Annotated in this window: 11 protein-coding genes and 5 pseudogenes; 7 read left to right on the top strand and 9 right to left on the bottom strand. The window is 59.8% G+C overall.

From position 1 onward, the window contains the following. Positions 1 to 245 precede the first annotated feature (245 nt). Complete coding sequence (locus tag IVA91_RS15570) at positions 246 to 1,382, top strand: MFS transporter (protein WP_247458957.1); 1,137 nt, start codon at positions 246 to 248, stop codon at positions 1,380 to 1,382. Between the two features lie 1,304 nt (positions 1,383 to 2,686). On the opposite strand, the gene IVA91_RS15565 is transcribed toward IVA91_RS15570, so the two are convergent. After that, a complete protein-coding gene (locus tag IVA91_RS15565; RefSeq protein WP_247458931.1) occupies positions 2,687 to 2,875 on the bottom strand; it encodes a recombinase family protein in 189 nt (62 codons plus the stop codon). Between the two features lie 846 nt (positions 2,876 to 3,721). Beyond that, positions 3,722 to 4,009: a transposase gene (locus tag IVA91_RS15560; RefSeq protein ID WP_247458930.1), complete on the bottom strand. Its 288-nt coding sequence runs from the start codon at positions 4,007 to 4,009 to the stop codon at positions 3,722 to 3,724. 1,571 nt (positions 4,010 to 5,580) lie between these two features. Here IVA91_RS15560 and IVA91_RS37135 point away from each other — a divergent pair. Further along, positions 5,581 to 6,006 (top strand): hypothetical protein, encoded by a 426-nt coding sequence (locus IVA91_RS37135; RefSeq protein ID WP_346015493.1) that lies wholly within the window; start codon positions 5,581 to 5,583, stop codon positions 6,004 to 6,006. Here the strand turns inward: IVA91_RS37135 and IVA91_RS15550 are convergent. From IVA91_RS15550 to IVA91_RS15530, 5 genes and pseudogenes are all read right to left on the bottom strand, one after another. Then, positions 5,992 to 6,648 (bottom strand): hypothetical protein, encoded by a 657-nt coding sequence (locus tag IVA91_RS15550; protein WP_247458960.1) that lies wholly within the window; start codon positions 6,646 to 6,648, stop codon positions 5,992 to 5,994. The two genes, IVA91_RS37135 and IVA91_RS15550, sit on opposite strands and share 15 nt — an antisense overlap. A 145-nt stretch (positions 6,649 to 6,793) precedes the next feature. Further along, positions 6,794 to 7,003, bottom strand: a pseudogene (locus IVA91_RS15545) (IS21 family transposase); the annotation flags it as partial. A gap of 250 nt (positions 7,004 to 7,253) precedes the next feature. Further along, positions 7,254 to 7,796 (bottom strand): annotated as a pseudogene (locus IVA91_RS15540) (Ulp1 family isopeptidase); the annotation flags it as partial. 1,035 nt (positions 7,797 to 8,831) lie between these two features. After that, positions 8,832 to 9,314, bottom strand: coding sequence for a hypothetical protein (locus tag IVA91_RS15535; protein ID WP_247458929.1), 483 nt, complete (start codon positions 9,312 to 9,314; stop codon positions 8,832 to 8,834). After that, a complete protein-coding gene (locus tag IVA91_RS15530; protein ID WP_247458928.1) occupies positions 9,278 to 10,375 on the bottom strand; it encodes a phage integrase SAM-like domain-containing protein in 1,098 nt (365 codons plus the stop codon). The genes IVA91_RS15535 and IVA91_RS15530 overlap by 37 nt, the downstream gene beginning before the upstream one ends. Positions 10,376 to 11,258: 883 nt before the next feature. Here IVA91_RS15530 and IVA91_RS15525 point away from each other — a divergent pair. From IVA91_RS15525 to IVA91_RS15515, 3 genes and pseudogenes are all read left to right on the top strand, one after another. Then, positions 11,259 to 11,438, top strand: a complete 180-nt coding sequence (locus IVA91_RS15525; RefSeq protein WP_247458927.1) for a hypothetical protein — start codon at positions 11,259 to 11,261, stop codon at positions 11,436 to 11,438. Then, positions 11,425 to 12,469 (top strand): annotated as a pseudogene (locus IVA91_RS15520) (recombinase family protein); the annotation flags it as partial. The gene IVA91_RS15525 and the pseudogene IVA91_RS15520, both read left to right, overlap by 14 nt. Next, positions 12,430 to 14,024 (top strand): annotated as a pseudogene (locus IVA91_RS15515) (hypothetical protein). The pseudogenes IVA91_RS15520 and IVA91_RS15515, both read left to right, overlap by 40 nt. A 503-nt stretch (positions 14,025 to 14,527) precedes the next feature. Here IVA91_RS15515 and IVA91_RS15510 read toward each other — a convergent pair. Then, on the bottom strand, positions 14,528 to 15,361 hold the full coding sequence (locus IVA91_RS15510) for an effector protein NopP (RefSeq protein WP_275974762.1): 834 nt from the start codon (positions 15,359 to 15,361) through the stop codon (positions 14,528 to 14,530). A 1,031-nt stretch (positions 15,362 to 16,392) separates the two neighbouring features. Here IVA91_RS15510 and IVA91_RS15505 point away from each other — a divergent pair. Then, positions 16,393 to 16,639, top strand: a pseudogene (locus IVA91_RS15505) (hypothetical protein); the annotation flags it as partial. Positions 16,640 to 16,956: 317 nt separating this feature from the next. After that, entirely contained in the window at positions 16,957 to 17,340 is a 384-nt protein-coding gene (locus tag IVA91_RS15500; RefSeq protein ID WP_247458926.1) for a hypothetical protein, read from the top strand. Between the two features lie 887 nt (positions 17,341 to 18,227). Here the strand turns inward: IVA91_RS15500 and IVA91_RS15495 are convergent. Continuing rightward, on the bottom strand, positions 18,228 to 20,117 hold the full coding sequence (locus IVA91_RS15495; protein WP_247458925.1) for an HrpF/NolX family T3SS translocon protein: 1,890 nt from the start codon (positions 20,115 to 20,117) through the stop codon (positions 18,228 to 18,230). Between the last annotated feature and the right edge of the window lie 550 nt (positions 20,118 to 20,667).

Raw genomic sequence — 20,667 nt, 5'->3', positions numbered from 1 at the left:
AGTTCGGATCGAGACGTCACGTGCGTTTTCGCGGTGGCATCGTATTTGCTATCAAAGATGTCGTCGCGGATCGAACTAGAAGAGTGACGATCGACGCGATCCGATATCACGCGCTGAACGTCCGGCATGGCGGATTGCGCCAACAAACGATGTCCTCTCGACCGCCGAACCTGCGCACTCTCTGTCGCTCGGGAGTCCGCCGCTGGTACAGCGCCCGCGGGTCGTCTATCAATAAGGTCCCTGTCATGGCGTCTGCTGGTCAACCATCCTCTCGGTTAGCAACGTGTCTTGCATTCTTCGTTCCCGGGGTCGGCTTCGGGGTCTGGGCCCCGCTCGTACCATTTGCAAAAGACCGGCTGGCGGTCGATGACGGCGTGCTTGGCCTACTACTGCTCTGCCTGGGTGCTGGATCCATCATCGCGATGCTTCTGACCGGTGTTTTGAGCGCCCGCTACGGCGTCAGGCTGATCATTCTTGTGGGTGGGCTTAGTCTCGCGATCGTCCTGCCGTGCCTCACGATAGCTAGCAAGTTGGCGCTCGGCGTCGCGCTATTCGCCTTAGGCGCCTCGATCGGCTCGATTAGCGTGGCCGCGAACATTCATGCGATCGAGGTGGAGCGCACGGCGGAGTGCCCGCTGATGTCCAGCTTCCACGCTCAATTCAGCATCGGGGGACTTGTGGGGTCTGCAGCCATGACCGCTTTTCTCTCGCTGCAGATTGATGCATCTGTTTCGACTGTGGTCTGCTCGGGATTGATAGTGATAGCGATCATGCTGGCGTGGCCGCGATTGGTGCCAACGGCGCAGGCGGACCAGGGACCGTCGTTCGTTCTGCCGCGTTCCATCGTGCTCCTTCTAGCCGCGATTGCGGCGATCGCCTTCCTTATCGAAGGCGCGATGCTCGATTGGGCTGCCTTGTTGGTCGTCGGCGCTGGTCTTGCTCCAAAGACGCAGGGCGGCTTAGCGTATGTACTGTTCTCCATAGCCATGACGGTGGGACGCCTTGCTGGCGACGCCGTCGTCGAACGCGCGGGGGACCGCGCGACACTTATGTTCGGAAGTCTACTGGCCTTGGCCGGTTTCGGAGCTCTGCTGGCCGCACCGGTAGCCGTCATCGCCATGGCCGGCTTGCTGCTCATTGGTCTTGGCCTATCGAATGTCGCCCCGATTCTGTTCCGGCGCGCCGGCACGCAGGAGGCGATGCCCGTTGGTCCGGCGATTGCCGCGATCATGACGGTTGGCTATGCCGGAATTCTCATTGGACCGGCTGGTATGGGGTTGCTGGCCAAGTACGTGGGACTGCCGGCCGCATTTGGGGTCCTAGCCGGGCTCATGTGCCTCGTCGTGCTCTTGGCGCCCATCGTGACGGCGAACACACGGTGAATGCGTTTTAAACGTGACAGAGCGGCACCTGGTGCGCAAGAGAAGCTTCGATCGTGGCTTGTCTCTGATCGAGCAGACGGCAATGAGTTGGCTAGCTGATATCTGCCTGGCGCCGATGATCGGCTACTTTTTGCTGGTCCCAAAGCGGTGCGCTTCTCCGGAAGTGCTTCAGGCCCGGCGATTGGTGGTCCGCGCTCTTCCAGAGATCTGCCTTCATGCCTACGATGGGTCGCTTGTTGCGCTTGCTGTTCGCCCAATCATTGCTTCATCCCAGGCTTCTATACCTGAGTGAATGCGCGCTTTCGGCTGTTCGCAAGCTCGAGTTTTCAACCCGATTGCGAAAAGCGGATGTTCGCCGAGCAGGCGTTGATGCCTAAGGGACTTGGAAACACCGGTATCTGGTATCTCGCAGCCCATGGACAGGTTTGTGCGGTGGCCTTAACCTTTCGAATTCTGCAAGCCTAGTCGATTTGACATCCATTCTTTCTCGGGACTCGCCCGACGTTCGAAGCCGAGACAACGCCGCGGGTGCGGGCGGTGCTCGACAACGTCTGCGACAGATGAGAAACCACGAGATCGGCCTTAGTAGCGGTATCGCTTGGAAGAGTCTCGAAGTCAGCACCCGATGGAAAGCTCAATGATGGCCAGAACCAGGTTAGCTACTGAGCGCGCAGTGATGCGCTACAGACGCGTACACGATGTGGAGATGAGTTGCAGTTCTTAGTCCGTACGCTTTCTCATGGGCATGGTTGGGTCACTTCGTTCCCTTAGAATGGTGCCGCGCTTATTGCAAACCCTGCAGATGAACCGCTCCTCGCAAGGCGGACGTGTGTCTGGCCACTAGTCGAGCCTAGACCGTGACGAGGTACTGCCGGACATTGGCGGCGACGATTGTCGGGTTTGAGATCAATTTCGACCACCGACGCTCCCCGCATTTATCACGAAGCGCCTGCACCCTTTGGTTTTCAGAGTCGGTACGCGGCCTGGTCCGTTCGGGGCAACATTATGGCACGAGAATCAGGATGAGAGCGCGTATTGCCTCATAAAGGAGTGTTCCCGAAGACGCGATCGTTGCCTCATCTATTTTGCTCCCGAGAAGACGGACGGTCGGTACGGGGGAGGCCGGTCGTGGAGCTGGCCGGGGTTGCGCAACGACAGGCTTCCCCTATACCGGAAGCGAGCGCTGTCACGGCACAACCGCTGCCTCGTCGAACCGCTCCGCATGATCTGCCGATCCAATCAGTATCGCGCTTGCCTGCTCGCTGCGTCAGGATTTGATGCGGCGCTGCAGCTTTTGCAGCGGCTTATCCGGCCAAAGTGACGATGTTTACGTTGGCATAGGCAATGCTCTTGAACACGCTAGCGATGTGTTCCTGATCACGTGAGAGACGATCCGTCGCCTCCGCCAGCACCACTTGAAACCGCCCGCGCAAGGCGTCGGTAATAAGCGCTCTGGCTGCCGAGGCTCTCGAAGAGGGCAGGGATGAACCCATTGATGAGATCCTCGACATGTTCGAGACCCTGCATGAACGGCTAGTGCGCGCCGCGAGCGCAGTCGCTGACGAGATCGCGCGGCGCAGGATGAAACGTCAGCGGTGAGTGAAAGAGGGGCCTGGTCACCATTGATAGGCAGCAGAGCGAAGCATGTAGGCGCAGCGTCTAGATGTGCTCACCTGTAGCCCGTTTCGCCCACCGACAACAGACGATCCTCCTCCGATCGGTGGTGCGAGTCTAGAATCGCTATGACATTCGAATCGCACTCTCTCTTCGCGTCTATGCAGAATTTCTGCCAGATGACGGTTTGTGGATACGCGGTCTACTGATCCGTCGTCGCATCGCCGATAATGACCTCGCCTTTTTCACCACCTGGTGCCCAGCGGGAACAGCCATTGACGCTCTTGTCTGTCAATCGGCCCTTTAATTGCGGATTGATGTCAATTCTCCTTTTGAAGCCATTCGGCAAGACGGCAGCGCTCGGCGCGTCGGAGCGGATAGGGTTGCGGAGACGGGGCGAGCGCGGCTGGTAGATCGATAACCAGCTCGGTAGTATTGGTCGATTAGCCGTCACCTAAATCTCATGCGATCAGCTGCCCGTCGCTGTTGTCATGATCCTTTCCGAGGTCGCAAGCGCCTCATGATGATGTCCGGATCGGGGTGCCTCTCGTTTGCACCGGCGTGCGGACGAGCCGCCACCAGCCGATCGACCGAGGTCACCACGACCACCGTCCCGGCGGGACATCGCCGGCCCGGCGGACCGGGCCAGGAACTTGCAAAATAATATCAGGCCGGCGCGTGGCCGCAGTCGAACGACGTGCCATCGACCCAAATGCAGTGGAGGATCACTGCGATCTTGGGGCAATGGCGACCTTTGCCTTTTTCATACCGATCCGCGTCGCGAGCTTCATTCCCCAGGCCTTGAGGGAGGACCATTTTTTGGTCCGATAGAGAAGGACGGTCGCTGCCTCGAACAAGTAAGTTCGGAGAAGTCTGTCGCCCCATCTGGATATCTTGCCACCAGTACCAGACTGGTTACGCCGAGGTATGAGGCCGAGATAGGCGCCGACTGTCGAGGCCGATCGGAAGCGGGACGGGTCGTCGATCGTATGGCGGAACGTCAAGGCGGCCACCACTCCGACACCAGGAACCGCATCAGGCGGCGCGTCGTCTCGTCAGACTTCGCCAATCGGCGGACTCGTCGTCGAATTTACTCTGCTGCTGGCAGATATGCTCATGAATCGACAGGAGCGGCGCAATCACGCTGAGAAGCTGATGACCCTCGCCCAATAGCTCGCTTATCTGATTGCGGAACAGTCGGGCAATGGCGCGAGGGAATAGCAACCCACATTCCTTGATCAAACTGCGGACCTGGTTCTCGATGTTACCGGCGCATGGATACGAGCCGGGATCGCGCGACGCGTATCGCGCGGATTCTCCTCGCTTTTAACTTTCACTTCTATACCACCCGACCCGCACCAGTTCGGCAAGGCCCGAGCATCATTCCGATCGCTCTTTGTTCACGCGGACCAATAGTGCTGCGTGTGCATGCCTAGCATCGATGCAAATCACGGGGAGCTCAACTCTACGAAGCTCGTGCCAAAGCCACCTTGCAATCGCCCCGTCTCAAAGCCGATGCGCTCCGCCAATGGCGCGTGTTTACGAAGTAGCTTAGATAGATCACCGGGATCACCCTTGGCCTTTCCTTCAAGAATCGCCTGACCGGTCTCGTTGACCAGCAAAGCGAAATCTCTCTTTGCGAACATCCAGGCCGACGTATCGCCTCGTGACAGCTCCTCCGAATCGCCTGATTGCGAGAGCTCGACGATAGCGGAGCTTTCGTGCGCCGGGCGCTGACCGCAATTACGTCGTCGTTTGCAAATTTCACCCCGCGTAGTGCCTCATCTGCAAACGTTAGCCTGATGGCGACCTTGCAGCGGTCGACCCGATGTTGAGTGATTGGCCGCGCCAGGTGGCTTTCCAAGTTGGCTCCGTAGGAGGGGCTGTGGGCGGGTCGGGCCCTACATAGCCCGAGCCGTCCACAACCCCGGGCGATGGGGCACCTGTCATCGTGTCGTCGAGCGGCTCCTGAGCGATGAGCTGTTCGGCAGCCTTCGGTCTGAGCGCCCTCAGCAGACGCTGCACGATCGAATGCTGTCTCGTCCCAAACTCGTTGGGATATTTCTCGCTCAGCCGGCAGGCAATTGCGACCGCAGTTAATTGCGGCTCCTCGATGGGCCAGCCCTCGATCGTAGCAAAATGCGGGTCGAGCTTGGACGGCATGCGAACCCTGGTCTTATAAGGCCGACGGCCGCGGCGTTGCGTGGCACGCGGCTCGCCGGCCGTCACCGTCTTGCCGAGGGCCTTCGCGAACTTCGCTGCGGCTAAGCATTTCAAGCCGGCTGACTGCTCCAGACCCAACTGTTGAGCTGTCCAAATGGGCGTCTTTTTTGCCGTCCAATCCCATCCCAAACCTCCGTTCCAAGTCGGAGGCTTCTTCGCACATTCATTCTAACTCTGAAGCCAGGGTATCGGCTTCGCGCTTACGCTTGGGCAGGCCTCGGCGTAGCTATAGTTCGAGGCCCCCATCGGCGGCCTCGGCGATCGGCGATTTATTGTTGCGGGCCAATTTGACGAAGCGCCGGCGCAAATGGCTCCAGCAACGGCAGGCACTCGTCCAGCCCGTCGCGAATCGGCCATCGTCATGGTCTGGATGAACGATCCCGCCACCGACGTGCCGCCAGGGTCGACCATGTCGATCTCGCAGAAGCCCGGCGGCGGGCTGTCTCAGTCATTAAACGTCCGGATCGGAACTTCCCGCCGGATGACGCTCATCATGGCGGCGTGTCTCCACAACATCGATCTGAAAGCGTGGCTAGCCGACGCCTTCACGTGCATGGCGGAGAGCCACAGAGCTGCCTACACGAGTTGCTGCCGTGGAATTGGACGTCTCTTCGCGTCGACGGTCCTCCGCTCAGGCGGCGTAGCCATGCACGTCAACAAAGTTCATTCCGTCTTCACCATCGGTCGCGTCGCAAAGGACCTCGGCGAGGACGAGGACTGGCTCTGGGATGTGGCCAACGGAAATGGACCCGGAGGGCGACGTCATCTGGGTTTACAGCATAGGTGACGAGGGCGTCATGGCGTTCACCGACTCGGCAAACCTGATGGAGCTCATCAGGATGCACAGGGAAGATCCCGAACACCTCAGGCGGTGGAATCGGTGATCCACCGCGCGTATTTCGCCGATGGTGAGCGGAGATTTCAGGCGGTCGTGAGCAGCTGTTTCGCGCGATGGCGGCGCAGTGCTCGTGCAAGCGGGTTGCAGGCCGCGCGCCTGTCCGACACGACGATCGGCGCGATTGCCAAGTTCTTCCTGGATTGCGCGAATCTCGGCCAAGAGCGCGACCGGATTGGGCGAGCGATACTGATCGCTTACCCGCCGCTTTACAGCCGCGGTCAGCTTGGATGCGCCCGCGCGCGCTGATAGGGTGTCAAAGGAGCATGATAACGCTTGATCACCTTGGCCCCTTCTCGGCGCTTCTCTTTGAGCTTGAACGACGGCTGAAAGAAATTGACGTAGAGTTGCCGCCGAATAGAGGCGGCCCATCACGTGCGCCGTGTCGAGGCCATCGAACGGCCGCAGCCCATCAAGCGACTCACAACGGCACCATTCTTCTGCTCGACGAATGCCTGACCGTTCTTCTTGTAGGCACGCGAGCGCGTCCCCCGAGCTTCGGCTGGCGCACCGCGGCGCGACGACCTCGTTCATGAACGTGCTGTCGTTGTCGAAGTCCACACCGCGTACAAGCCAGCGGATGTCGGAAGCGTCGTCGCCAATCGTAAATTTGCCAGCGCGTCGCTCCGTGCTTGCGCGCTACCTCCGTCACCTGAGCGCCGGACAGCAGACTTTCGCCCGCTGGAAACAGCAGCAGTTCAAGGCTCTCGTCGTCCAGGCCCTCCGACAGCGGCCAGATCAGCCCCGCAAGGCGGGCGCGACGCACATAACCGTGTACGACCCCATTGCTCACTCCCAACGTCCGCGCGATGACGCGCTCGGTCAGGCCCTGGTGCCTCAAACGTAGAACTTCTCGGATCCGGCGCATCGACAATCTCTCGGTAGGCATCAGGCTTCCTATTGGTTGAATGAGGAATCCGTAGCCCGGTTGAGTTTTCGGTCGAAGCGTCCGGCACCGCCAAACGTTGCTCACGATGCCTGAAATCGCTCCTCACGATCCTCTGAAATCGTTGCTCACGATGCGCTGAAATCCGTGCTCACGATCCCGCGAACGCGCAATCCACTGTCCGCAGCTTATCTCGGATGGATACACTTCAACCAGCTGCACGCGCTATTCAGTTGAAGCCGACATCACCCACTTAGCCGGTTTGCAGTGCCTGCCGATCGACGACGAGGTAGAGGAGGCTCAGGTCTGCCCGTCGTCTTCCCGCGAGCCGTCTGACCAGCGCCCGGGTACCGTCGACCACAAAGACTCCGCAATCATGGCCGTTGCTCTGCCTGCGCATGTTGGCATCTTGCAAATGGGCTCCCATCCGCGATGCAAGCATTGCTGCAGGTCCGGCATTGTATGGCTTGAAGGAGTCGTAATGATAGGCAACCGGCCTGTCGCGATCGCGGCGATCTACCAGCAGCAACGACCAATGGGAGCCGCGGCGACGGAGGTCCGTAGCACTCGCATCACTCACCGGCAGGAACAGGAAGTCGGCCGTATCGTTGCCATTCCGATCGTTGACAATGCGATGGAATGCGTTCAGGGCGTCGCCGTCCGTACCATGGCCCACCTGAAAGGCGATGAGAGGATCGACGAACCGGGTCCGGGCGGCGAGGTTTGGATTGTTTTGCTGCAACTCCTGCGACAGCAGCTCGTAGTCCCGCTGGATATGCGCATCACCCAGCCATTCGTCGGCTCCGAGCACCCGTCCGCTGCGGTCGCTGGCAGAGACACTCGCCCTTGAAGCGCCGATCCGGGGATCAGGAACTGAGGATGGGCCAGGGTGATGGATCAGTTGGGCGTCGCGGCGTCCTCGCGGCCCCAATGCGATGGAGTAGGTCTCACCGTTGATAGAGACCGGCTGGGGAGCCATTTGCGAACTCGGCAACAGCATTTTATTGTCCAGTACATCGAGCAGGAACTCCGGCACCGCCTGTGAGCCATGCCGCCAATCCTCGCCGACGAGATATCGATATCCTCGAGCTCTTGCGGCTTGCCTGATGGATCGATGAAGAACGGCGGTCTGCCGGCGGGGCTGAGCACGGGCCTTGACTGCGCATCGTCACGCATTTCCTGGGGTGTGGACGGCAGATCAGCGAAAGAAGTTAGATCGCGGTAGATGTCTGAGGACCGAGCTGGCGCGCCCTCCGGAGTTGGCCACTCGAAGTCGGACGGCACTCGTGGAGACCAGGTTAAGCTCGAACCGGCCAGGTCCTGCCAACCGGCCGGTCCAACCGGGCCTTGCGGCGCCGGCCACTGACTTGGATCAAAGTCGAACGGCACGCGCGGGGACCAGGTGGAGCTCGACCTAGTCGGTTCCTGCAAGCCGGCCTGCCCAAACGGACCTAGCAGCGGCGGCCACTCACTTTCGGACGGCGGAGTCGGCAAATCTCGCACCAGGTTGAGGTTGAGTTCGAGCTAGCCCTCTGCTGAGGGACGGTCACACCCAGCGCTCGGTTTGCCTCAACGAGTTGCAGATACTGCCTGAGTTTCTTGAGACTCAGGCCAAGTTTTCCTTTGGCTTCCGTGAAAGCCCGGTGGTCTGCGTCCAGCGAGCGTCGCTGCTCACTATTGCCGTTGATTCGGCTCGCGATGCTCTCCCTACCCTGTGTGCGGAGCCAATCACTGAACTTGCGTTGGGCCGAAGCAGTATTACGAATTGTTTTTCTTCTCGGTTCGGAAGCTGGGTCGAGGTTTCTCAGCTCTTCCTTGGCCAGCCTCTCGATCAGGCTGGCGTCATCGTCATAAGCACGAAGTCCTTGTTGGGCTCCAGACCCAGGTATTGTCGAAGGAGATCGAGTGGGGCTGTCCGCTTTGTGGCTATGCTGAACGCCGCATAATCTGCGCTCAATGACGACTGCTGCTCAGCATTGCCCTTGATACGGTCCATGATGCTCGGCCTGCCCTCTCTTTGAAGCCAATCACTAAAGGAGCGTAGTTTGGAAACCATCGCCGAAGCGCCGCCTTTCTCCTTGCGAGTCGCGTCGGAGCCAAGCTTGGATAGTGCGTCCGTCAAAAAGTCATTGATGATGGAGACGTCCCCCGGATGAGCCGACAATGTTTCGCGCCCCATCAGGCGCGGCCCGGCACCGACAGCTTGGAGCCCGTCAGCGCCGATCCTGCGGAGATGAGACAATGCCGCGCTGAAGCGGTCACGATCATCGCCGCCAGCTACGAAGTACTGCTCGATGTCGTCGGCGAGCGACATTGGCTCGTTGAATGCCCGAGGAGCCAGGGGCTCCTTGTTCTGCGCTCGGAGCCAACGAGCAAACGCGTTGAGCGCCTGCACATTGCCCTTGATCGTAGCAAGCGGGACCTTACCAGTCCCGCACCATCGGGAGCAACTCTGTAGTCTTTGACGTTTTCCACGAACTGGCGGATCATCCGCTCGTCTTGGGGGTGCATCGGCTGCTCTCGCGTACCCACCCCAGCTGGAGCGGATATGGGATTTCCAGCCTGGAAATTCTGGAGTGTATCCAAGGCTCCACCCACATAGTTCCTGCTATTGGCGCTCGCCACCTTCTTAAATTCATCTTTATAGGCTGTCAGCAGATCAGCATTGCCAAGCAGGTCGTTCAGAGTGACGCCTTTGGGTTGGAGGAATTCGCTGAACATTCGAAGAGCCATCACATAATTCTCGATGGTCTTCGTCTTACGGTTCGCGCTGCCCAATGTCGTCTTGAACTCTTCAATCAGCTCCAGGTCTGCTTCGGACGGGCGACTGCGCTTTGCAAAGTCGATGCGAAGCTCCGAGTAGACGTCATCAGACGCTGGGTCGCCGGACCACTTCTCACGGTGATTTCCTCCAAAGACTTTGCTTAACCCTGATTTGACCCGAGAGAACAGTCCACGCGGCTTGTTGTCCTTCGTCCGCGCCGTAGGTTGTTCCTCCGAGGGCGCTGCGTAACGCATGCTGCTGAATGGCCTGTTCCGCAAGTCAGACCGGTAATTATTTGCAGCCGAGCCAAGATGAGCGTGCGGAACATCGACACTGTGACGCGTGCTGCTGAACGAATTGTCCCGCAGGTTGGACCTTGGCCGCATTCGCATCGAACCACCAACGTCCGTACGCTGGATGTTTTCATGCGACCGTGCGGCTGGACTGTCGGGGGAACTAACCCCGGAACTCTCCTCAGCAGAGCGGAGTTGCAGCTCGCCCAATTGCTGCTCGAAGCCAGCTTGATCTGCAGGGTCAACGTCGGTCTGTTGCCGCTGCAGCTCGGCGTACCAGCGCATCCAATCGTCCGGATTGTTATAGACGGGTTCCACACGGCTCTCCCTAGATCAGATGACTCTTCATAGCTGCCCCGCAGCCACACTCCGGTGCGCTGACCACAGAGACTCCGGATTCAAAAAGCCGGATCGTCAAGATTGGCCAAATTGAACAAAAAGGGACCGTTAGCGCCGCTCCGAGCTCGTGCATTACTCACCCTGCCCAGCTTGGCTGCTGCAGAAGAGCGCTCCGGCTCTCGCGCAACAGGTGACCGCTAGCCAAACCTCAAAACAATCCAGGAAAACCGAAACCCAAATACTCGCACGATCCAAAAACCCACGGTGTTGCCGCCCTCCTTCAGGACAAGATGGCATCAGGCACATCGCGATCGAAATTGGGCCGCCCCATTGCTGTTGGAAGGCGTCCGGGTTTCGATACTTGCACTGCAGCTCTGCTTCCTCATCAGTTGTTCAGTTCAAGTCCTCACATTTCCTACAACCAACCGAGCCTCTCCGAGGGATCATGAAGCTTCAGAGATGGCCGCATCTATGATTCAGACTGTACAACCTGACGCTACGTAGACTTCAAGCCCCATCGCTGTCGCGTCGAGCCTGATTGGCTTTCATACCCGTTTCACGATGCGGCAAATCCTCGCAGCTTGGTGATCTACCCCCGCTTTCAAGCACCTTAATTGAGCGGGGCGCCGCCGCCGATGAATACCAAAAACGTGTTGGCAGCTGATGTCGTCCTCGTTGAGGGAGCATGGCGCCGGCATAGTCGTCGCGGCGTGGATGCTGGATCCCGCCGCGTGCGCGGCGCTGACCGTCGGTGAGCCCCAAGTCTCTGTCCCCGCTCTGTGTGATCTCGGCCGGCTTTTGTTGGAACATAGACTCAGGCGAGGGTCCTCCGATGACCAAGATGTCATCGCGGAGGCAAGCAATGAAGAACGCATTACTGCCGGTCACCGAGGTAAGGTTACCACGCCAACTGACCATAGCGCTGGAGGCTATGCAGATGAACGGGCTCAGCGTTCCGGAGCGAAGCACCGTGCTCTTGCGCTTGGCTCGCCTGCTGATGGAAGCGGCCGGAGTCGAGGAGGGAGCCGATGATGGACGGTGAGATCCTTGCCCCGGCGCTCCTGAAGAGAAAGGCCGTCGTCTACATCCGCCAGTCCACCCAGGTCCAAATGCAGGTCAACCTCGAGAGCCAGCGGCGCCAGTACGAGCTTGTTGATGAGGCCCGACGACGTGGGTTTCGGGATGTCGAGGTCATCGATGACGACCTTGGCCGCTCGGCGAGCGGCGCAGTGGCCAGGCCAGGGTTTGAGAAGCCTGTCGCATGGCTGTGCGCCGGCGGCGTGGGAGCCGTCTTCTGTTTCGACCCTCTCGCCTGACCAGGAATGGTCGGGATTGGCACCACCTGCTCGAGCTCTGCGGGCTCGTAAAGGCCCGGGTCATCGATCTCGACGGCGTCTATAATCCCTGTCGGCCCAATGACCGACTTCTTCTCGGCATGAAGGGCAGCATCAGCGAGTTCGAACTCGGCGTCCTGCGCGCGCGCATGCTCGATGCCGCCCGTTCGAAGGCCCGGCGGGGCGAACTACGGCTTTCAGTGCCCATCGGCTACATCTGGCATCGGGAGATCGGCTTGGGTCTCGATCCAGACGCGAAGGGTCCAGGAAGCGACACGGCTGATCTTCAGCCGATTTCGCCAGCTCGGAAGCGCTCGGCAGGCGCACCTCTCACTTAAGGCCGACGGCGTCCATTTTCCGGTCCGTCGGACGGCAAGAAGATGACGTCCTTTGAGTGGGTGCCGATCCGCTATCGCAACGTCATTTCGATCTTGAAGAACCCGTTCTACGCAGGCGCGTACGCCTGCGGTAAGAGCGAGCATCGCGCCGAGATCGTCGATGGCCGCGCCCGCAAGACCTATGGCCACTATCGCCGGCTGTAGGAGACTGCGAGATTTTCCTGAGAGGACACCACGAGGGGTACATTGACTGGACGGAGTTTGAACGCAACCAGAAGCAACTCGCCGCCAACGCCTATCGCTGCCGAGACGGCGCCAAGTCCGGTCGTGGCGGCCGAGCCCTTCTCGTCGGGCTTATCGTCTGTGGCCGTTGCGGCCGTCGGCTTACGGTAAACTACACGTCGCTGTGGGACAGCGCTACAGAGAGGCGAGCCGCGCGGAGAGGGCGCGAATTCTGGACCAGCTTGTGCTTGTGACGGGCTTGCATTGAAAGCATGCGATGCGCCTGCTCCGAGGCGAGATGAGGCAATCCTCGGTTCGGCGCACCCGTCGCCGGATTTACGAGGAAGCTGAACGAAATGCGCTGGTAGTGCTCTGTGAGGCATGCGGCCGGATCTGCGGCAAGAGGCTGAAAGCGCTGCTGCCGCTCCTGATCGAGTCGATGGAACGGAACGGTCACATGGGCCTGGCGCCTGAAATCCGTGCGAAGCTGCTGGCGGGGAGCGCGTCGACGATCGATGGGGCGCTGAGCAAGATCCGAGAGGAAGGTGGACGCCAGCGGCGCCGCCCGGTGGCGAGCGCATTGCGACGGAATCCCGGTACGGACGTCCGCCGGCTGGAAGGATCCGGCGCCGGGCTTATCGAAGCCGATCTAGTCGCTCACAGTGGGCCCCTTGGCGCGCGCCAGTTTTATACAGACGCTGGTGCTCACGGATATTGCGACCTGTTGGACGGAGCGTGCGCCGTTGCTGGTGCGCGAGCAAACGCTCCTGTGCACCGTGATGACAGAGTTCGCCGACAGCTGCCGCTCTCGCTGCAGGGCATGTGAGCAGACGAACATCGAGTTCACGCGTTGCCGACCTACCGCAAGAACGACCAGACGTTTGTCGAACAGAAGAACGGAGCCGTGGTCCGACGCATCGTCGGCTATCGGCGGTTGAAGGACTTGAGGCGGCTGCGTTGCTCGCAGAACTCTATCGCTCAGTGCGCCTGTTCGTGAACTTCTTGCAGCCGTCGTTCAAGCTGATAGCGCGATGGCGCACGCGTCCGTAAATCTTATAGTGCACCGACGACGCCGCATCAGCGGCTGGCAGCTGACCACATATGTCCGATGCGGTTCTGGCCCGACCGCAGGAAATCTGCTTCAGCTTGGACCCGGTCGCCCGCGGATCGCAACTGCAGCGGCAGCGCAGGAAACTCTATTCCTTCCATGCGCCCGAGGTCGAGTACATCCGCAAAGGCAAGGCGGCAGCGCCTTACGAGTTCGGCATCAAGGCCTCTGTCGCCACCACCAACGGCCGCGCGCCGGGCGGCCAGTTCGTGCTGCACGCTCGCGCACTGCCCGGCAATCGCTATGACGGACACTCGCTCGGCACCATCATCGAGGGACGGAAACGCTAACCGGCTGCGCGGTCGAGCGCGCCTATCGCGGCCGCAACACCGATATACCGCGCCGCGTCTTCATCTCCGGGCAGAAACGGGGCGTCTTGGGCGTCATCGAGCGAGCTCCGCCGCCATTCAGCCATCGAGCCCATCATTGGCCACATGAAGAGCAACGGCCACCTCGGCCGCTGCCATCCCAAGGGGCGTGAGAGCGACGCCAGCAACGTCATCCTCACCGGCGTCGGCCACAACCTCCGCCGCGTGATCGCCTGGCTGAGGGATTTGCTGACATCAATCCTGATCATCCTCTGGCAAGCAGGTGTCCGGTCGCAGGCGCTCAAACCGCCTTCTTAGCGGCGACGATTCCACGATGCTTGGCGGCAGCGAGTCAGTCCGATCCTGATGAGATTACCGCCGATCAAGCTATTCTCGGCTCCGAAGCCGCCGCACACAAGCTTGTCGAGATCGCATCTGGCATTAAGCTGGTTCAGGACGGGCCACATCGCGCCGGTCAACACGTCCGTCCTTAAGGTCGGCGGCAGCGGCGCAGAGCTTAGCGCCAGGATCAGAGCGCATGGCTGCTGTGGCTCAATTCGCTCGACATCTCTCCTGATTTGGTGTCTTCGACCGAATTGGCCGAGACACCTTATCTCCCTCAGATTGGCGCATCAAACGGCGAAATCACTTCGGACCGGCCTGATGGTGAACATTGGTGCCTTGTTACAAAGCACCTCGCGGATCCAGTCGAATTGTCGGTTTCGCTCGGCTGAGGCTTGACCTTTGCCGCAGCTGTCCGTTTGCCTTCGCTCCTTGCTCCGCCGCCTGCCCAAACACATGAATGCCAGCGGATCTGGGCATTACATGAAGTCACCATCCTCTTCGGAATCTGCTGCAACCTCAGTATCACTGTCGACCTTGGAGAGATAAAGCTGAGATTTAGTTGCGCGCTGCCATTCACCAAGGCTGTTTTTTGTCCACTGGGCGGACTGAGTGGGGTCAAGTACCATGTCGTCCTCATCCACTTCAACGAAGCCCATTGTCTTTGCGCGGGCCTTCGCTTCTGCATTAGCAGGACGCCAGTTCACCAATGGTCGTTCGCCGTCTTGCCGAAGTTGATGTTCGAGCAGAATATCGCCGGCGTTTGCGACAAGCGGATGAGCAACCTGAAAATCCACAATTGAGGTGACTTCACTTCGTCCAGGGAACTGTTCTCGCCACTTATCGCTTTCGAACTCAGTCATGTTGAATCCGGCCTCCGTTCTTTGGAGGCCGACGCTCACATTTCCTAATTGGTAGCTGTAATATCGGGCGTCTTCTGAATCTCTTCTGATACCGTATTCCTTAGCGACCTCTGCTGTGCGCTTAGCTCTTGCGGATACAAATTCCGAGTACTCGTGTGGATTGTTGGCGATGCGGTTGATTGCGTCGCCATGAAAGGTCCTCACTTCAGTCCTGAACGTAGCTCTGTCGATCTCAACCACAGGAGGTTTCCGAACGAGGGAATAACTCGGTTGCGAAGGTGAGCTGCCAGCAGACTCCTGCAATCGCGTTCTAGCGAACGCATCGGCGAAGCCCTGGCTTTCGGCACCCGCTTCCTCAGCGTTGGCTGCCCGATGATATCTTTCTTCGGCCGGAATATCGGGCCAATTGTTAACTCGACCGTACATGACGACTGCACCTGGATCATACATCTTGCATTGCTTCAGGTCGTTAGACCTTACCCGCTTGATAGACAGCTTAGCTGTCCGTGAGCTGACGCCGGCGCATAAAGGAAAAATCCCGCCACGCCTTTGGGCAGCTCGACCGCGTATCGTCGAGGCGTTGCGCGATGCAGGCTTCCACGTTATCCACCCAGAACGAGGCGCGGAGGTGCCGGACTGGTGCAAGCGGCGCGTCGCAAGGGGAACACGATGCGGGACACTCGGACCCGCCGAGGCGTCGAGCGCGCCGCGAGGAAAGCGACTTCCACCGCCCGAGCGTCTCGTGCGCTGGATGGCTTGCTCGACCTGGTGGCACTCCCAGTCCGAGGCAGCGAACTGCACGCAGTGTCGACCGGATATTCGGGTGGGCGCGTGGCGCGCAACGCGATCGCGAGAGTGACTCCGGATGACGTCACCTGCTACGTGGCACTGCCGTTCGACGAGCGCCTGATCGGCGGTTGGCGTAGGAAGGGGCGCGCCGCGCCCGAACTCATGGAAGCTCCGCCTTCCGAAGCCGAGTCGGAAAGACAGGCAGCCGGAGCTGAGCCATCGACTACATGCCCGCGGCTCGTCTTCCGGTCTCGAGCCAGCTCTGCTGGGATTATTGGCGGACGACGGTCTGGCCGCCGGCGAAGTGGTAGATTGCCTGAGCGCAAACGCAGCTCTTGTGCTCGCCGAAGCGCTCTCGCGGAAGCCGCGCATGCTCGTGGCGATCGCCTTCGCGACCAAGATGGCTCGGACGATTTGGGCCAGGCCAATCGGAAGGTGGATTATCGGGAACCCAGCGCAGGCAGTGACGGCATCATGACGAATGCGGCACGAAAGAGCCTGATGTTGGTGAAGGGTGCGAGCAGGCGACGACCCTAATGGGCGGAACGATCGAACAGATCTGGATCAGGAAAACCAGTTAGAGCCGAAGCGCCGAGGTGCTCGGAGATGAGAATTGGACTTGATCCGCGGATCACCATACCGGCCAGCGGCTTCTGAGGACGCCGTAAAAGGAAGGCCTGACAGAAGACCGCATCGTCCACACGCCGAACGGGTCAGAAACTTCTTGCATCACGGGCGGCAACGACAGAAGGCTCTACACGAAGTACCGTCAGCCCGCCAGTGGCCGCCGCCAAGGCGTCGTTTAGTCCGTCAACCGCGTATCGGACCGAGAACAACCCCGCCTACCATCGCAGAAGAAGGGTGGGCGCGGCCGTCGCCGGCCGGACCGGTTGGCCGATGTGTTTTGAGTCAGAAGTGGTGCCGATGCTCGAGGCAGCCCGATATCACCGATGCGCAGTGGCTGCAGCGGCTCCATTCGTTTGGGCTGTCGCGAGCCAGCTTTCGGCCCAAAGGACAGATTGCGGAGCCGCGATCCTACGTGCGCCAGCGCGAGCGTCTGATTGGGTACGCGGCCTCCCACATCAAGCATATGCACAAGGCCTTGACGGAGATAAATCTTCAACTCCACCAGGTCTCGCCGACATCACCGGCGCCACCGGCTGCGCCTCATGCGCGCGATCCTTGCCGGCGAGCGCGATCCTGAGGCGCTGGCGTGCTTGCGCCATTACAGTTGCCACGCTAGTGCGGAGACGATCGTGAAGGCGCTCACCGGAGGCTATCGCGCCGAGCGTCTGTTTGCGCTCGAGCAGGCACTTGCGTTTAGGACGCCTACCACGAGAAAGCATCTGTCTGCGACGCCCCGGATCGAAGCCGTGTTGAAGGCGCGTCGGAATCGAACCGATCAGGCGAACGCTCTAGCTTACGAACGTCCGCGTGGCGCTGTTCCGTTGGTCGGAAAGGACATCACCACGCTCGACGGCCTCGGTCCTTACCTCTCGCTGAAGCTGATCGCTGAATGGGGCGACGACCTCTCCTCGTGGCGAAGTGCAAAGCATTGTACCTCTTGGCTGGACTGGCGCCGAACAACAAGGTCTCCGGCGGCAGAATGCTCTCGTCCGAACGCGCGGATCCGGCGGTAGGGCGGCGGCACTTCTGCGCCTTGCTGCCGTGACCGTGGGCCGTACAGACACCGCGCTCGGCAGCTTTTACAGGCGACTTTCATCGCGTATCGGCAAGGCCAAGGCAGTGACCGCCACGGCCGGCAAGATCGCAGTTCTGTTCTACAATGCTGTGCGATACGGACGGACTATGTCGATCCAAGGGCCTCGTCCTACGAGACGCGTTACCCAACGCGAGTGGTCAACAATTCGCATGGGCGTGCCAAGGCATTGGCCTTTGTTCTCCAACCCTTGTAGCCGCAAGTCGGTGCTCTCGTTTCTTAGGAATCATTCTCCAGCGTCAACTCCCTGCTCTTGGCATTTAGTGACTTCACATCGACCGCGGGCGCAACCGTCGCCGAGCTCCCCGCGCCGAACACGTCAGAAGCCCAAGCCTCAAGCTGAGCTTTCCAGGCCGTCACCGGATGGGGTGGACGTCGAAGTGCTCGGCCAATTGGGCTATCGTCCGGTCGCACTTGACGGCGGCAAGCGCCACCTTCGCCTTGAAAGCCGGGCTGTGGTTCTGCGCGGTTCGTCTGTTCTTGGTCTCTCCTGTTCGCGGCCATCATCGCCGCTTTCAGGCAGAAACTCCAATTATCGACCTGTTCAAATTGCGGACCCGGCTTCTCAGAAGAGTGGCGCCAGGTGCTTGGGGTGCGCCTCGAGTGCAGCGCGCGTTCTTCCGCCGCCGTTTGCGAAGTGGCGGCTTCGCCCTGACGACCTGGCACATACCGAGTTTCTCGACGCCGTGCTGTCGAGCGGCGCTGAAGGTGCAAGCCTCCGTCCCTGAAAAGGTAGGTACCCATCCGCACCTTACCCGCAAAACTGGCCTTTCAGACCACCGTCTGAGACGACGACGGCGTAGCGACCTAACTCGGAACGCCTGCGGCCTGCATGGGCTCGGTAAGGCGTGCCTTCAGGTCGTCCAAATGGTCCTCGGCATAGGACTGCACTTTCGAGATCGCCGTATCGAGGCCGAACTGCACGGTCTGTTCGAGCATCTCCTTTGCGAGGCCCTCGCGCAGCGCGAATTTGACCTCGGGCCCAGCGACAAAGCTAATGGCCTGCCCCGCAAGATTAAGGCCAGCCTCTTTCAGGGCCTGTTTCATATCACCCCCGCTAATGCCCGTATGCAGAAGGCTCAATGCTTGCGACTCGAGCTCGAGCACCATCGATACGCCATCGGCCAACTCGCCCAGTCCCGGAATGACGCCGAGCAGGCCTACTGCCGTGGCCTCCCAGTCGAGCACCTTCGAGCCCACCTTGGCTACGTCATCGACCGCATGCATGAGGACCCCGCCATTCTTCTTCGGAGACGCGACATCGGGTTGGTCGGATACCCCCATCACCATATCTGTGACTGCATTTTGTTCAGCGGCGGTCTTGGGGACATGGGTCTTGATCTGCTGAACGGTATGGTTCGCAGGTGACATGTTGCTATAGAAGTGCCTGAAGTCGTTGTTGCTGATATTACCAGAGTCGACCGTATGCCCGCCGCCTAAGTCGAAGAACTCCTGATGGGTTTTGTAACCCGTAATCGAATTGTTTAGCAAACGGAACAAGAGCGGGTCCGAGAGCAGTTGCGATGCCGCTTCTCGTATCTTCGGGTCGAGAGTCTTGTCATCCACCATACTCGCCAACTTGTGTCGTGTCAGGTCGCCGTCCCCGAAGAAGGCATTCTGATTCTTGTTGATCGTGTCGAGCGTGTTCAGCTCGCTTTGCGTGGAATTCATCGACGACGAGGCGACTTGCAAGAAGTCTTCCTTGTGGATTTTATCAGTCGCACCACCGCACAACTGCTTCCAGGCGTCCGGGTGATCGAGGAAGTGTTGAGCCGCCGCGATCAGCTGAGGCGGACACTTACCGATGTCGGCGTTGCCGTCGACGATCCGCTTGAAATCGTCAAGGCTCAAACTCTTGGGCAGGTAGTCAGAATACTTGTAAAACTCGCGCAATGCATCATTCAAGGTCATGACCGACGCTTGTCCATTCGAGGTGCCGTCGGATGGAATATAGTTCTGCTCGTAGCTATGCGCTTGCTGCTCCTGGAATGTAGCAACCTGCGAATGGCTGGCGGAAAACTCTGACAGATCCTTGGCCTTGATCTTGCCGCCGCAGCGGCCGTCCCCCTGGGAGCCAATCGCATAGAAGAGCTCTGGATCGCGTCGCAATCCGTCGATCGCCTCCTTCAGATCCGGGGGCGTCGAGGGATCGCTGGCCTTGGCTGCCAGCGAGTCCCAGCTGAGTGGGCATTGGTCCTTGTGCCGGTTCAGCACTGCCACGATCTGCAACTCGGCATTGGTCAGCGTGCCGCCGTCCCACGTGATCCTAGAGCTTGGCACCGGAGTGCTCGGAACGTCAGGCGATGGAGCAGCTGTCGCCGATGCGTCTCCACTAGGGGAGTCGACCGACGAGGAATCGACCGACGAGGAATCGACCGAGGAAGAATCGACCGAGGAAGAAAGAAACGGATCCTTCATCACCGCCTCGATCGCCGCCTTCGCGTGCGCTGACAACTGGTCCAGCGAATCCTGCGGGATCTGTAGCTCTGATTGCAGCAGATCCGGCGGCGTGGAGGGAACGTCGGATTTCTCTTCCCGCGAGCAGATGGACACCATTGCCTCGAACATCGAAGGTTCGCCTTGCCGAATCTGGCCGGGGGTCTGCGCGGATGATCCCAAGGCCGACGAAGCCCCCGGAACAAGCCCGAACTGAGCTGGATCTGCACTGGCGGGCAGCGAAATGCTGTTGAGCTGCATAGGTTCATTCCATTCCATTGCGGTAAATACTTGACGTCGGCGTCGTAAGATCGAGCTTTCATATTAAGGGGGCGAGCTTTCGAGAAGCTGACGACTTTTAGACGGAGCAGGACGAGCCAATGTCGGTCGTCTTAACATCCCGGAGAGGCGTCATCGTGCTCATGAAACTCATCTCCGGCTCAGAGCATGTGCAAGCACGACGCTGTTCTGACGCTTTCGCAAAGCAGGTGCCTGCGGTCGTCAGTCCCGAGTGACGATCGCTGTGGAGCCACGAAACAACATCACCGCCGATTCCCGCGGCAGCATTTCCAACTGCGCGCGGTTTTGCCTCTGACTTGCCATCACACCATTGCTGATCGAGCAATGTGATGAGGTGCGTCGGGCAGGCGCCGCGATCTGGCGCTCGTCGGCATAATGTAGAGATTGAAAGTGGGGCCGAGAAATTCGCGCGGTGGCAGTCGCGGCATGTACCTGCGAATGCGCGCTCTCAGCTGGGTTGACGTTGACGATAGTGAGGTTGTTCTCATTCTCGTCAGCTTCTCGACAGCTA

The organism is Bradyrhizobium sp. 153, assembly GCF_023073835.1.
GTDB lineage: Bacteria > Pseudomonadota > Alphaproteobacteria > Rhizobiales > Xanthobacteraceae > Bradyrhizobium.
This window is presented reverse-complemented; position numbering and strand designations above follow the sequence as displayed.